Annotated in this window: 9 protein-coding genes; 3 read left to right on the forward strand and 6 right to left on the reverse strand. The window is 53.1% G+C overall.

Annotated elements, in window-relative coordinates:
- The first annotated feature begins 705 nt into the window (after positions 1-705).
- On the forward strand, positions 706-1,128 hold the full coding sequence (locus SH287x_RS19025) for a tetratricopeptide repeat protein (protein WP_479515968.1): 423 nt from the start codon (positions 706-708) through the stop codon (positions 1,126-1,128).
- Between the two features lie 342 nt (positions 1,129-1,470).
- Here SH287x_RS19025 and tpx read toward each other — a convergent pair whose 3' ends face one another.
- Together tpx and sthA are read right to left on the reverse strand one after the other, a co-directional pair.
- Entirely contained in the window at positions 1,471-1,974 is a 504-nt protein-coding gene (gene tpx / locus SH287x_RS19030) for a thiol peroxidase (protein WP_479515969.1), read from the reverse strand.
- A 1,096-nt stretch (positions 1,975-3,070) separates the two neighbouring features.
- Positions 3,071-4,498 carry a Si-specific NAD(P)(+) transhydrogenase gene (gene sthA / locus SH287x_RS19035; RefSeq protein WP_479515970.1) on the reverse strand — a complete coding sequence of 476 codons (1,428 nt, stop codon included), beginning with the start codon at positions 4,496-4,498 and terminating at the stop codon, positions 3,071-3,073.
- Between the two features lie 422 nt (positions 4,499-4,920).
- Here sthA and bshB1 point away from each other — a divergent pair, with 422 nt between their 5' ends.
- On the forward strand, positions 4,921-5,667 hold the full coding sequence (gene bshB1 / locus SH287x_RS19040) for a bacillithiol biosynthesis deacetylase BshB1 (protein WP_479515971.1): 747 nt from the start codon (positions 4,921-4,923) through the stop codon (positions 5,665-5,667).
- Between the two features lie 108 nt (positions 5,668-5,775).
- Here the strand turns inward: bshB1 and SH287x_RS19045 are convergent, their stop codons facing one another.
- Positions 5,776-6,678 (reverse strand): alpha/beta fold hydrolase, encoded by a 903-nt coding sequence (locus SH287x_RS19045; RefSeq protein ID WP_479515972.1) that lies wholly within the window; start codon positions 6,676-6,678, stop codon positions 5,776-5,778.
- Positions 6,679-6,852: 174 nt separating this feature from the next.
- Positions 6,853-7,878 (reverse strand): DUF1573 domain-containing protein, encoded by a 1,026-nt coding sequence (locus SH287x_RS19050; protein ID WP_479515974.1) that lies wholly within the window; start codon positions 7,876-7,878, stop codon positions 6,853-6,855.
- 526 nt (positions 7,879-8,404) lie between these two features.
- On the opposite strand from SH287x_RS19050, the gene SH287x_RS19055 reads away from it, so the two are divergent.
- Positions 8,405-12,313, forward strand: a complete 3,909-nt coding sequence (locus tag SH287x_RS19055; protein ID WP_479515975.1) for a DUF885 family protein — start codon at positions 8,405-8,407, stop codon at positions 12,311-12,313.
- Between the two features lie 399 nt (positions 12,314-12,712).
- Here the strand turns inward: SH287x_RS19055 and SH287x_RS19060 are convergent, their stop codons facing one another.
- Positions 12,713-13,081 carry a hypothetical protein gene (locus tag SH287x_RS19060; protein WP_479515976.1) on the reverse strand — a complete coding sequence of 123 codons (369 nt, stop codon included), beginning with the start codon at positions 13,079-13,081 and terminating at the stop codon, positions 12,713-12,715.
- 212 nt (positions 13,082-13,293) lie between these two features.
- Positions 13,294-15,213 (reverse strand): asparagine synthase (glutamine-hydrolyzing), encoded by a 1,920-nt coding sequence (gene asnB, locus SH287x_RS19065; RefSeq protein WP_479515977.1) that lies wholly within the window; start codon positions 15,211-15,213, stop codon positions 13,294-13,296.
- Positions 15,214-15,282: the final 69 nt, after the last annotated feature.

A 15,282-nucleotide genomic window follows, 5' to 3' on the forward strand; every position in this document is an offset into this window, starting at 1 on the left:
CCCCGATTGCCCTGCGTCAGAATTTTGCAAAGTGAATCCGGAAATCGCTGGTGAGAATTGCAAAAACTTCTCTGAAAGTTTGTTGCTTGTACGTAGTAATTCTTATGGGGCGGGGCAAAAAAGCCATCCGACATCCCCAGACGACAGGACTGGCTTCCCCGCCAGTTCTGTCGTCACCAAGGATCAAACAAACGGACGTTAACAGCTTGAAGAAACAACGGCCGGAATGAAGAGAAAGCCCTGAACCTCAGCGGAATTTTGAGCGTCTTCTCATCGACAGGTCTCAGAGTTGCGCACAGGTTCAGAATGATTGACACGTTCAAACAAAGCGGAATTCACCACAGCGGCAGAAGCCGTTCATCAATGTTTCAGACTTAAAAGTGAACAGACCACAGAAACAAAACAGGGTTCGTCGCAAGGCGACTCTGCAGGAGTCGGAAAGATCGGCAAATTGTCATTTTGACAGCAACCCTGCCAAGAGAGAGGTCAATCACGAGGGAGACCTCCCGACGACAACTGCCGAAGAGAGATCCGGACAAAGCGTTTTTTCCGAAGAGTCCAGCGTTCCAGGCCTTCAAATGATCTTCATTAGCGGGATTTGGGCAAAGGGCACACGAATTGCAGCTAGTGTTGACTGATGTGTTCGATGGACAGCCAGAAATCGACCAGGTTTTGCTTATCCTCGCAGGAAGAAAGGGGCTCGCTATGAACAACCAGATTTCACAGCGCGTGGTGAAGCGGCTCGCTGCCGCCGAGGGATACCTTGAACTTGGTCTTCCCCAAGCCGCATTGGCGGAGTTGGCCAGGGTCACCGAAACCGGCCCCTTTGAAGCGATTGAACTGCTGCTTCGCGGTGAGGCTCTCACCGGAATTGGTCAGTTTGAAGAGGCGATTGAGCCTCTGGTCAAGGCGGCCGAGATGTTTCCTTCACCGATGAATCATCGCGCCTGGTTCGCACTTGCCAGATGCTATGAGGCGACGGGTCAGTCCGAGTTGGCTGAAGCGGCCACATCGGCAACTCACAACGATGACGAAACCAGCGGCACCCCCGGTGTCGTGACGCAGGTCATTATTCAACCCATTTTCACGGCTGTTCTTGGCAACCAGGTGCGGCAGCTACATCGTTGATCCATCAACTGGGCTAACCCGCAAACTGGTCGTTGATCCAAAACGCCAGACGCACATATCCATCAGCTTACATGACGAACAACCCCGGCGAGCATGACCCGCCGGGGTTGTTCGTTTTCACTCAAAGCCTATCCGGGAAAGCTCCCTCTCCCGTTGACGGGAGAGGGCCGGGGTGAGGGCTGATTAACCTCCGTGTTTCTCTCATAGCAATATGGAACCCCTTATCGAGCGCCACGCGTTCCCCCCCCCCTCATCCGGCCTGCGGCCACCTTCTCCCTCAGGGAGAAGGATTTGATCCCTTTCGGATAGCCCTCTCAGTTCACACCTTCAGAACAAAGCCGATTAGCTCTTGGCGGCAGCAATGACCGCGTCATAGTTGGGATGATCGGCGATTTCCTTGCAGTACTCAGCGTACTTCACTTTGCCATCAGCACCCACCACAAAGACGGCTCGAGCCAAGCAGCGATCGAGTGGGCCGCCGCTGATCAATACGCCGTAATCAGAGCCAAATTCGTTGCAGCGGTGAGCAGAGAGAGTCTTCAGGTTCTCGACCCCTTCCGAAGCACACCACCGCTTGTTACCGAAGGGGAGATCCATGCTCACGACAAAGACATCGACGTCAGGCAGATTCTTGACTTCGTCGTTGAACTTCTTGGTTTCGAGGGCACAGACCGAGGTGTCCAGTGAAGGGACGGTGGCGATAATGGTGGTCTTGCCACCAAAAGTCACTTCGCTGAGATCGTTCGCCTGAAGTGAGAATGTTGGTGCCACATCGCCCGCGACGAGTGCGCGTCCCTTGAGATCAACCGGATTTCCCTTGAGCGTTGTCGCTGCTGTACGTTTCATGAATCTCTTTCCCATTTGAATGGCCATCAATCGCGGATCGCTCGATCCGACAAGCCCCGGAAGTATCGCAAGTCATCCACCAGATGCCAAGGACTCCCCCTCGCGGGGTTTGGGCCTATCGGCCGGGATGTGTGCGAAGGCCGCGCAATGCACCAACTCACGACGCTTTCCGTGCCATGCTTGCGGCTCTGAGCAAGCATGCCCGCACGATCAAATACCGCATTCACGTAGGGTGCATGAAGCGAAGCGCAATGCACCAACTCCCCTGTGCCTTTGCCACCCGACCCACTGACCAACCAACTGCCTATCTACAACCCAACGAGCACCACCACCCTGACGACGTAAGACCCAAATGTAGATTAACAACCGACCCTCATACACCGCCCCAAACCCCGCAAGGGGCTTGATCAAAATTTGATAAGAAAAGTCCACGACCGATCAGGGCCGCGCAGAGAGTCGCCGTCACGAAGTTTCCTTCGTGAGAACCACGCTTGCGAACTTAAGCACCTGTCCCACCAGTTTTGCTTTTCCTGAGAATCACGGGGATCCAATTGTTGTCGGAAGCCGTTGTGAAGCTCAGAAAATGACCTGACATTCCAGAGAATCATCTTGGCGGCAGGGAATCACTCCTTTGCCGCTGACAATCCTTTGGGCCAACAAGTCAGAAAACAGGTAGGTATTCTCGAATTCGAGTTGAGAGCGCCACAGGCCTCTCAAGCTGGCAGCATCTTGCGACACCGCCGGCACAACACGGCCCTGATCAAGCCGCTGACGAGGGTCATCTTCCGGATCGCAGGCTGGCCCTATGATGGCCCTCACCGACGAGGCGCGCCCAGCGAATCCCCTCTAACCTAACCCCCCTTGTTGCGCAGCATCATGCAGGATGAATTATGTAGGGTGCATGAAGCGCAGCGCAATGCACCAACTCATCCCGTGCCTTTGCCACCCGACCCACTGACTCGCCAACCGCCTATCAACAACCGGCCCTCATACGCCGCCCCAAACCCCGCAAGGGGCAAGCATGTTTTTTGAGATCGTCACCGCACTATTTCAAGTTGCGATTCGTATTACCCCATGATTTCTTTTGAGGCTGAGGTTATGAGACGCGATTAAAGCCATTGAGGGCTGCCACCCGGTATGCCTCGGCCATCGTCGGATAGTTAAATGTGGTGTTGATAAAGTAGAGAATCGTATTATGCGGCGACGGCTGCTCCATAATGGCCTGGCCAATGTGGATAATCTCGCTGGCATTGGCTCCGAAGCAATGAATGCCTAATATCTCCAGAGTTTCGCGATGAAAAAGAATCTTCAGCATCCCCGTTGTCTGGCCGGTAATTTGAGCACGCGCCAGGCTTTTGAACTGTGAGTGCCCCACTTCATAAGGAACCTTGGCTTCGGTTAACTCACGCTCTGTCTTACCGATCGAACTGATCTCGGGGCTGGTATAGATCCCTGTGGGAATCTGCCCGATTCCGACAAGCTGTTCATTCCCCAGCAGGTGCGAGGCGGCATGCCGGCCTTGCGAATAGGCGGCACTCGCCAGTGCGGGGAAGCCAATCACATCGCCAACGGCATAGATATTAGGCACAATGGTCTGGTAGTGCTCATTAACCTTCAAGTTCCCGCGCTGGTCGGGAGTGATGCCAATCGATTCAAAGTTCATATCATCCGTATTGCCAGTACGGCCAGCAGCATAGAGCAGAATGTCTGTTTTGAGTTGTTTCCCCGACTTCAGATGGAGAATGACCGAGTCTTCTCGCGGCTCGACAAAGTCATAAGCTTCATGATGGCGAATCAGCATGCCACGATCGCGGAAGTGATAACTCAGTGCATCAACGATCTCTTCATCGAGGAACTCCAGCAATCGATCTCGTGTGTTCACCAGATTGACCTTGCAGTCCAGGTTACGAAACATGCTGGCGTATTCACAGCCAATGACACCCGCACCATAGACCGTGGTTGAACGGACGTCATAGGCCAGATCAAGAATCGTATCGCTATCGAAGACGCGAGGATGATTGAAGTCGACTTCAGCCGGGCGATACGGGCGTGAACCTGTGGCGACAACAATATACTCGGCTGTCACCATCCGATGGCCTTCGTCATGTTCAGTGACAAGAACCGTATGCGGATCAACGAACTTGGCTGTCCCTTTGATGAGGGGGACATCGTTGCGGTCGTAGAATGTCGTACGCATCTGTACCTGCCGCTCGATCACCGCTTTGGCAGTATGCCGCAGTTTCTGAAAGCTGAGATGGGCTGCGATGCCATGTTCTGCCAGCAGCTTATTCGAGTTGACTTCCATCATCTGGAAAATGGCGTAACGGAGCGCTTTGGAAGGGATGGTGCCGCGATGCGTGCAGTTGCCACCAATCTGATGGTATTTTTCAACCATGCCTACACGTTTGCCATGCTTGGCGGCTTGCATGGCAGCTCCTTCCCCGCCAGGCCCCGAGCCAATGACCAGGACATCATAGTCAAACGAATCGGGACGCGTGGTCGATGCTGCTGGCAAACCTGTCATATTCCCCAGACCTTGCTGCACTGTTGGAAGTGCTTGAATGTGGAGTCTCTGAAATTTCAAGACGATATTTCAACACGATGGCCGCAGCGCGAACCAGATAATTTTTTCTGCTGGCAAGATATCAGTCCACCGGGAGTGAGGCCAGCCGAATGCCCTGAAGGAGGCGATCACCCTGACTTCTCAGTCAAGTGGTTGCTCGCTGAGATCCCTGCCGCTTGATCGCAGACGACGCGGGAGACTTGTTATGATTTTCTCATGTGAATTCGGAGAATAAGCAGGCGTTACCAGGTTCGTTGGCAGGGCATCATGCCTGATGTCGGCCCGCTGGTGACATTTGAGAAAACTTCCGATGACAGGTGGCCAAGCCATCACAGGCTGCCAAAACTGTCGTGCATGGGTTCAAAAGGGATGTGAGCGTGGTCATGCCTTCGACTGATGAGATTCCCCGGGATCTGTTGCCGCTGGATGTTCTGTGTGTGGCCCCGCATCCTGATGATGCAGAGATCAGCGTCGGTGGGTCGTTGCTTAAGTGGCACCGCATGGGGCAACGCGTGGGGGTGTTGGATTTGACCTCTGGTGAGCCAACACCCTTTGGTTCCCCTGAGATTCGTCAAGCTGAAACAGCCAGGGCGACACAGTTTCTTGAACTCGACTTTCGGTGGAATCTCGGCCTGCTCAATCGGTCGCTGGAGCCGACTTTGGAAGCGCGCCAGGCGATTGCGGAGGTTTTTCGATTAACCCGGCCGCGCATCATCCTGGCCCCTTGGCCCGAAGATGCCCATCCCGATCATGTGGCAGCAACCCAGCTCATCGAAGCGGCCAGATTCTGGTCAAAGCTGTCCAAGACCACAATGCCTGGCGAGCCTTACCATCCGCCACGCATTTTTTATTACTGGAGTGTGCATCTCAAGATCCAGCCAACGCCCGCTTTTGTGGTGGATATCAGTGAGACGATTGAAGAAAAGATGCAATCCGTCAGCGCCTATGCCAGCCAGTTCACCATTGGCCGCACGCTGACGTTTCCAACGGTGCTGGATGATATTCGTGACCGGGCACGTTACTGGGGTTGGGCCATCGGCAAAGGTTATGGCGAACCCATCGGAAGCCGCGAGGCACTTTGCGTCAATGACCTATCTGCCGTGACAGGATTGCCTCTGGGATCTCATTAACGTTGATAAGGCTCTGTGTGGCAAAGGTCGCTGGATGGTGACCAGAGGATCGGGACACGCCAGAAAGACCATCGCCAGAGAGACCATCGCCTGTCAATCGTTTCCCTGTCAATCGTTTCGGTGAGTTTCCAACCGTTTCACCAAAGGGGCGATGACGGCTTCAATAAAGACACGGTTAACACATCCCAGATGTCCGCCGGTATGAAACCAGCGGTAGAACGCCCATGTGTAGGGAATCTGATGCACCGGTGCCCCTTCTCCATTGATTGTCGAGGGATGGGAAAAGCCTAACATGCCAGCGCAGGGAGCATGCTTCCCATCAAATGTCCCCAGAAGTATGGTTCCAGCCCCAATAAAAAATGCGTCGAACAGGGAATGAAAGTGCCAGATCCCGACTTTCGCCCCGCGACGGGCGGCAGAGAGATCACAACGGGTTGAAACGGCGGGATTCAGGAGAATTGCTCCCGTCACAGGATCATCAGGCCCCAGCACTTCTAAGACCCGGAGTGCCATTCCTCCGCCTCCCGAATGGCCAACGAGAGTGACGGGACGCCCAGGATATCGCTTTTGATAGGCCCGAATCTCTTCGGCGATAAAGTTGGCGACTCTCCAGTTTCGGCGGCTTCCTCTGAGGTGATAGAAGAAAAGAAGATCCCAACCGGTCGTCCAATCGATTGTCCGAATGGCCGATTTCACCCGCCCATCGTTCAACCCGCTACATGTCCCGAGGTTAAGAAAACTGAAACTGTCAATCCCCGGCAGAATAATCACCAGGCCATGCTCGAGACGTTCGCCAGAAGTCATATTGGCAAACCGGCGGGGAATGAACTTTCCCAAAGGGGAGATCAGGAATGTCATCGCGCACAGGCAGCCGCGAAGCCAGGCACCGGGGCGAGGGTCTTCGGCCCAGGAGGGGATATTAAGGATCTTTTCAGCAGGGCTTTCATCGACGCCTGCCTTCCCGCCCGACGTCAATGATGCGATCTCGGGGCTTTGATTTGAAGTCGCCATGCGCTGCAAAAACTTCCGTTGAGGACGGGTTTCCCAGACCAACGTCAAACCGCACGTTGCCAAGGATCGGGCACGAGAATCTGCGCCACAGTATGGCGTTCCCAACGACCTTCGTCACTCAGATGGTCAATAAAGAAATGAGAGAGAGCAAGCCGCACCCAGGCTGCGGGAAGATTATTTGCCGGGAGCGGGGGGAACGTCTTGATGGGAGTGTTCTTCCGTCGCACGTCCCTGAATCATCACAGGAACTTTGAGAAACCGGACTTCTGGATCGGCGGTTTCAATTTCGACCACAGCATGATGCCGACCGGGGGGAAGCTCGGCAGCCACCGTGATGTAAATCACTTTTTCATTCGTGGCGTGAGTGTTATCGGCCACGAGGAAATCGGAAGAATGGGACTGACTCACCGCAGGTAATGCTTCACTTTCAGGGATTGGCTTCAGGGACTGGTTGGCTGCCGATGTCTGATTAGGTTGAGTGACGTTAGCATGAGTGAGATTGGCAGGTCGCAACGCAGAGACAGGGCCATTAAATTTTGGACTCCGTGGGTCAAGCTCAGGGCTGACGGGCTGATAACCAGCAGGGGCTGTCATTGAGGCGGTCACGAACGGAGACCCCGTGCGGATTCCAAGAATTTCGATCTCATGGCCCCGACTGTCGGTCACAAACAAAGGCTGTGTCGTTGGTTGATGGCTGAGTTGATAGATAATCAACGCTGAAGGACGAACACTCAGACGCTGCTCGGGAAGATGTAGTCGGAAGGTCAGGCGATCTGTTCGTGGCTTTGTGTCGGTGTAAAGAATATCGCAAAAGAATTCTTTTTGGCCTGGCTGTTCGTTGGCAGGCTGCATCCGCAAGGTGATTTGCCCATTTTCGCCGGGAGCATAGGTTTGCTTGTCGATGCGTGGCATCAGACAACCGCAACTGGGCTTGATCTCGGTGATCGTTACGGGCTTGTCGCCCGAATTGCGGAAGCGGAAGGTGGCCCGAAGTTCGTCAGCCGGACGAACCCGCCCCAGGTCGACGGCATATTGCGAGAAGGCGAGCGATGGGCCAGCTTCAAGTGGTTGACTCCACGGCTTGGCGTGACTCCAGAAGGGGGCAGCCATCGCAAGGACTGGCGGCATGGCAACCAGCAGGCACAAGACCAGATTGATGACAAGAGTCCGTCGAGCTTGAGGTGGGTTCACTTGCGACATGCGGTCGGCACTCATGGGTTTTATGCAAACAAACAGGAAATCAGGCTTCAATCAGGAAGAAATCAACATTGAAGGCCATGGGGCATGACTTCCATACTCAGAAACCCTGTTTCCGAGAAGATCACTCTTTCAGATTGTCATGAATGACACTTGCTCGTTGGGTCAATACGGCACGTGGCCTCATGTTTTGACTGCACCGTCGCCAGAGGATTCCTTCAGGACGAATGTGTGTTAAGTGATATCCTGGTAATCTCTTTCGTCAAATTGACTCCACCTGGACTTTTGATGTCACGATTTTTTTTCAGGACTGAAGCCCTGCCATACTGGCATCATGTTTAATTTTGTGGACAACCGTGTCATGCTGTGCGTGGAGAGGAAAATCGTCAGTCAGATGTACAGAATCAACAACTTCTGACAAAGAGGGTTCTCCTCCCGGAACCAACAACACTCGTAAAAACATCACCCCCAGCTCCCGTGCTGGTGTAGGCTCTGGCTTCTTCAATAGAGACGATTTAGGAATGATGCCGTGGCGAATTTGATCTTATTCAGTCCTCGCAACCGACCGACTTCCCCTGAGATTTCCACGGTGACTTCCATTGTCGCAAAATGGATGTGGAACATGGCTTACCTGATGGGAATTGCCGGAGTCGGAATGATGCCCTCGACATTTGCTAATGACACAATGCTGCCGGCACCTCAGGCAAAGATTGATAACGTCCCGGAAGTTTTTCATGGCGAGATGGTGGTCGACCCCTATCGCTGGCTGGAAGACCAGAAGGCTCCTGACACACGTGAATGGCTCGCCGCTCAGGCGAAGTATCTGCAAACGATCACAGGCTCTCTGCCTCAGCTTCCGCAGATCAAATCCCGGCTGTCTGAGTTACTCAAAGTCGACAGCATGGGCATGCCGGTCGTGCGAGGGGGAAAGACTTTCTTTTCCAAGCGATCTGCCACCGCGGATGTTCCCAGTATCTGGTTCCGTCCGACACTAACATCTCCTGACGAATTGCTGATCGATCCTCAGAAGCTATCATCTGATGGCAAAACTACTGTCAACATCATGGATATCAGCCATGATGGTTCGCTATTGATCTGTGGCGTTCGCACGGGTGGCGAAGATGAAGTGACACCTCGTCTGTTTCATGTCACAACAAGAAAATTCTCAGACGTTGAGTTCCCCAAAGGCCGGTACACGAGTCTTTCGTTTTCACGTGATCAACAGCGGCTTTATCTGTCTCGTCACGATCAGAAAATCGGCCCGCGAGCATATGTCCGGGACATAAAAACCGGCCAGGAAACACTGCTATTCGGAGAGAACCTGGGGCCGGAACGCATCTTAGGCGTGCGGCTGTCTGAAGATGATCAATGGCTGGTTTATCATGTTTATTTAGGTGCTTCTTCGCAGAACGATGTCTATATCCAATCGCTGGCCAAGTCTGGTGAATCAATTCAGCCGTTTGCGGTCGGTATTGATGCCGAGTTTGAAGTGGACGCGATCGATCATCGGGCCGTTGTCCGTACGACTTGGCAATCACCGCGTGGCCGCGTTCTGCTCGCCGATCTGCGTGAGCCTTCGCTCGAAAAATGTCAGGTGATTGTGCCTGAAGCGGAAGCGTCGCTGGAAGGAGTGACTTTAGCCGGTGGGAAGATGTTCGTCCGCTGGCTGAAAAACGTCGTCTCTGAACTCAAAGCCTATGATCTGGCTGGAAAAGAACTCTTTGCGATTCATCCACCGACACTGGGATCCATCTCGGCAGCCAGTGGGGCGTGGGATCAGTCAGAACTCTTCTATAGCTTTAGTAGCTATATCGTTCCGGGCACCATCTTTCAGTTCGATATCCCAACGCAGAAGACAACGGTCTGGTATCGGTCGGCGATTCCGTTCGATAGTGAGAAATTCACGCTTCAGCAAGTCTGGTTCTCCTCCAAAGACGGAACCAGAGTCCCCATGTTTATCGCCCACAAGAAAAACATAAAGCTCGATGGAACAAACCCGACTCTGCTTTATGGGTATGGTGGATTTGCCGTCAATCTTACGCCGGGCTTTCAAACCAAAGCGGCTGTCTGGATGGAAATGGGCGGCATCTATGCCGTGGCCAATCTTCGGGGCGGTGGCGAGTTTGGAGAAGATTGGCATACGGCGGGAAATCTTAAAAAGAAGCAGAATGTCTTTGATGACTTTTATGCAGCAGCCGAGTATTTGATCGCCAATCGCTATACCTCACCTGCTCATTTAGCGATCAACGGTGGTAGCAATGGCGGCTTGCTGGTCGGGACTGCCATGACTCAGCGACCGGATCTGTTTGCTGCTGTTGTCTGCTCTTATCCTCTGCTGGACATGTTGAGGTATCACCAGTTTCTAGTCGCCCGGTTCTGGGTTCCTGAATATGGAAGTAGCGAAGATCCAGAAATGTATCCTGTCTTGAAGGCCTATTCGCCTTATCATCATATCGACCCAAAGGTGAACTACCCCGCCGCCATGTTCATTACGGGTGATGCCGATACCCGTGTTGATCCGAACCATGCCCGCAAAATGGTGGCACGGCTTCAAGCAGTTCCTGCCTTACAGCGGCCGATTGTCCTGATGTATGACGATGCCCTGGGTCACACCGGCGCGCGGCCTGTCAGCAAGACGATTGAAGACCTCGCAATAGAACTGGCCTTCTTATGGAAACATACCGGGAATACCCCTACATTTGATGGTTCCAGAGTCAGTCAGTCAGCGAACAAATCCATAGAAAAAACAACTCCTGGAGAAAACGCCGATACAGAGCTGAATGCCTTCTTTGATCGAGAATGGGAATTGGCGCTGAAAAACTCGCCGACGTTTGCTTCGTATTTAGGTGACGACCGCTATGACGCCCTCTGGCCTGATCTGTCATTAACTGCTATCGAAGCACGACATCTGCATTTAGAGGAAGCGGCTCGGGAACTTGACGCGATCCAGAAGAAACCGCTCTCGCCTGCTGCACAACTCAATGCCCGTCTCTATCGCCAGCAGCTTGAAGTGGAGCAGGAGCGGGCGAAAACGGACTGGCATCTGGTGCCACTGACTCAGAGGGAAGGCATTCAAGATGACAACTCGTTAGCCGATTCACTCGCCTTTACCAAGCTCTCCAATTATCAAAACTGGATTGCCCGCCTCAATGCGTTTCCTACCTATATGGATCAAACGATCGCATTGATGGAACTCGGTATTCAGAAAGGACGCTTGCAACCCCGTGTGACCATGCAGCGAGTCGTGAATCAGATTGAGCGGCAGATTGTCACAGACCCGACAAAAAGCCTCTATTACAAGCCATTGTTAAACATCCCTAAAGGACTGGAAACTCATCAGGATGCGCTTCAGTCGGCCGCACAGGCTGCTATTGCCAACAAGGTTGTCCCGGCCTATCAAAAGTTTCTGGAATTTTTCAACAACAGGTATTTACCTGCCTGCTATTCTGGAGAAGGTGTCTGGAAGCTTCCAGGCGGCGATGACATCTATCGCTTTCGTGTCCGTGAATTCACCACTCTGGATCTGACTCCTGAAGAAGTTCATCAGACAGGCTTGAAAGAAGTGGCCCGGATTCGTTCTGAAATGGAAAAGATCCGCGAACAGGTCGGATTCAGAGGGGATCTAAAAGCATTTTTTGATTCGCTTCGCACTGACCCCCGTTTCTATTTCCAGAATGAAAAAGAGCTGCTGACAGAATATGAAGCGTTCTGCAAACGCGTTGACCCGCTGCTCACCAAACTCTTCAAAAAGCTGCCACGAACGCCCTATGGTGTGGAAGCGATCCCCTCTAATATGGCTCCTGATACGACAGCGGCCTACTATCGGCCACCCTCTGCCGATGGTTTTCGGGCCGGGACTTATTTCGTCAATCTTTACAAGCCCGAAATGCGTCCCAAGTACGAAATACCGGCTTTATCACTGCATGAATCAGTTCCAGGTCATCATCTCCAGATTGCTCTGGCGACAGAACTGGAAGACGTCCCCACATTCCGGCGTTTCACCGATTTCACGGCCTATGTTGAAGGCTGGGCACTTTATAGCGAAAGCCTGGGCGAAGAACTGGGTGTCTATAACGACCCTTATGCGAAATTCGGACAGTTAACTTACGAGATGTGGCGAGCCGTCCGCCTGGTGGTCGATACCGGTATCCATGCCAAACAATGGACGCGAGAGCAGGCCATTCAGTATTTCCGCGACAATACGGCGAAGACCGAACTGGATATCGTCAACGAAGTCGATCGTTATATCTCGTGGCCAGGGCAGGCACTGGCTTATAAAATCGGTGAACTCAAGATAAAAGAACTCCGCCGCCGGTCTCAGGCCGCACTGGGGGATCAGTTCAACATCCGCGAATTCCACGAGATCATTCTGCAGAATGGAGCCATTCCGTTGACAGAACTGGAGCGTGTTGTAGATACCTGGCTGAGCCAGAAGTGAAATGGTGCGTCATCGGTCTCAGAGTCTGTCCGGTAACTCTCAAATCCTTCTCCCGCCAGCGGGAGTGGGAGTGTTTAAACCCTTCTCCCTGAGGGAGAAGGTGGCCGCAGGCCGGATGAGGGGGAAACGCGTGGCCCTCGATGAAAGGGGGCATGTTTCCATCGACGAATTGTTATCAGATCGCTATCTGAACAAGAAGAGCTAAATACCCCTCACCCCGACCCTCTCCCGCCATCGGAAGTGGGAGTGTTATCGGACAGAGTCAGATACGTTTTCTAGAAACCAACGGCGTGTTAAGAGGTGTCGCAAGCATGGCACACAATGCGCCGTTAAATCCCGGGATCCGTATGAGTGCATTGTCAGAGTATAAGACCCCGCTTTTAAGCATTTGACAATGCATTAGTCTCTTAATTGTAAATTGCGGCAACGTTTTGCCAGCAGCCAAAGGCCGATCATTAAAGACGCCCCACCTAATGCCATGACCAATGTGAATCCCAGATTCGCAATCGTGAGCATCTGAACCCCGTCGGTGCTGGATCTGCTTATCGAGTCGAATTCCGACATGATCAAGATAAGCTGCGCGACACAGACACCCAATGAGGCGATGGCCGGAAGGCCGCTTCCGATGGCCAGAAAGCCGCCAGAGACTGCATCCCAGCGGATCACCCAGAGACCAATCGCGATACCAACGATCCAGACCACCAGTGATGCGATACTGGCGACCAATATCAGCAGTTGTACAAGTCCCAATATGCCACCGGCTGCCATCTCACGATCCTCCTGAAACTTCAGTGAAACAAGTCCTTCTGGTATGTGAACTCTTACGCATCATCCGCAAGGAATCCAGCATAATCCCAGCGAAAGCTTCCTTGAAAGTCAGAGTCTGTCGAAGAGCTATCAAGTCCTTCTCCCTGAGGGAGAAAGGCCGAAGGGCGAGGCCACAGTGATCTGATGAGGCGATCAGGTGAGAGCGAGAGCGATCAAAGCGAAACAGGCCAGCGTCTGAGCCATGCCTGAAGCATGAGGACGCCCCAGAGATGATAATGCCAGACCGGCTTTCCATGGGTGTGCTCATGCCAGCGGGATCGGATGAGCGATGTGTTGTAAAAACCGGTGGCGTTGAGGCTCTCTTCAGAAAGCAGATCTTCGGCCCAATCACGTAATTCCACACAGAGCCAGTGCTCCATGGGAACACCAAAACCTTTTTTCGGTCGGACAAAAAGCTCTGGTGGGACATACTTACCGAGGATTTGCCGCAGCGGCAATTTCCCTTCATTCCCGCTTCGTTTCATTGCCAGGGGCAGACTCCAGGCAAACTCGGCCACGCGGTGGTCAATTAATGGCACCCGTGCTTCCAGCGCGACCGCCATGCTGGTGCGATCCACTTTGGTGAGAATATCATCCGGGAGGTAAGTCCGAGCGTCGAGATCCATCCACCGTTCTTCAGGTGAGGGCGATTTCAGCCAGCTATCACGGTTCATGAACTCCGTCGGTGCCCAGGCCAGCTTGAATGTCGCGGGGTCTTCGGTCGTCCAGTATTGCATGTGCTGCTGGTAGAGATCGTCACTGTTGCTATAGGCAAACAGCCTGCTGGCATGTTTGAAGCGGCTTTGCCATCGCGCAGAAGCATAGCCGGCGTAAGGAACCGCCAGGCGGCACATGGCCGCCGCAACATGCCGGGCCGAGCGGGGAAGATACCCCAACGCGTTGGCAATTTGCTGAGACTGAAAATAGCGCCGATAGCCGCAAAACAATTCGTCACCACCATCGCCCGACAGCGATACCGTGACATGTTTTCGCGCCAGTTGACAGACAAGAAATGTGGGAATTTGCGAGGAATCCGCGAACGGTTCATCAAACAACGTGGGCAAATGAGGAATCACGGCCAGTGCTTCCGGCCCTTCAACGATCTGTTCGGTATGATCCGTTCCCAGATGCCTGGCAATGGCCCGCGCATAGGTCGACTCATCGTATTGTGGGTCTCGAAAACCAATCGAGAAAGTCCGAATGGGCCGGGGAGAAAGCTTCTGCATGATCGCTGTCACTAATGACGAATCGATCCCGCCTGAAAGAAATGTTCCCAAAGGAACATCAGCAATCATTCGCAGCCCGATGGAGCTTTCCAGAAGTTGTTCAAGCTGTGCAAGGGCTTCGTCGTTTGTTCCGGAAAAGGGAGACCGAAGTCCTCTTTGAACGGCGTTCTCGCGAACTGACCAATATGTTCTCGGGCCGGTTGATTGTCCGTCTGCATCGATGGTCAGCAGGGTTCCCGGAGGTAATTTCCAGACATGCCTGTAGATGGAATAAGGGGCGGGAACATAGTTATGTCGGAGAAAAAGAGGCACCACATCGCGGTTAAGTTCTGGTGAAAACTCGGGATGAGCATGAAATGGTTTCAGCTCTGACCCAAAGATCCATGTTGATCCGAGCTTTCCATAGTAGAGCGGCTTAATCCCCATCCGGTCACGAATCAGCGTCAGCGACCGGTCGGTGTGGTTCCATGCGGCAATGGCAAACATGCCGATACATTTCTCGATGGTCTTTTCAATGCCCCAATGGGCAAATCCTTCGACGAGAACTTCGGTATCCCCAGAGCCTCGAAAAGTGACACCCGTTGCAACTAAAGCCGCTCGCAGTTCCTGGAAGTTATAGATTTCTCCATTGAAAACAATCGACCAGAGGCCGTTTGCCGAGTGCATCGGCTGGTGACCATGCGGCGAAAGATCGACAATCGCCAACCGTGTCTGCCCCAGGGCAATACCAGTCGCAGGATCAAACCAGTATCCACGGTCATCCGGGCCGCGATGATTGAGTTGGCAGGTCATCTTCTCAATCAGATGCCGGGCCTCGGTTTCGGTCGCTGGAAATCGAGAGGTTAAAAAGCCGGTGATTCCGCACATAATACGCTACTGAGCACAATCCCTGTCATGGTTTTGAACGTGAGTCTTTACGTCAAAATGATAGCCCAT

Source organism: Planctopirus sp. SH287 (genome assembly GCF_056500625.1).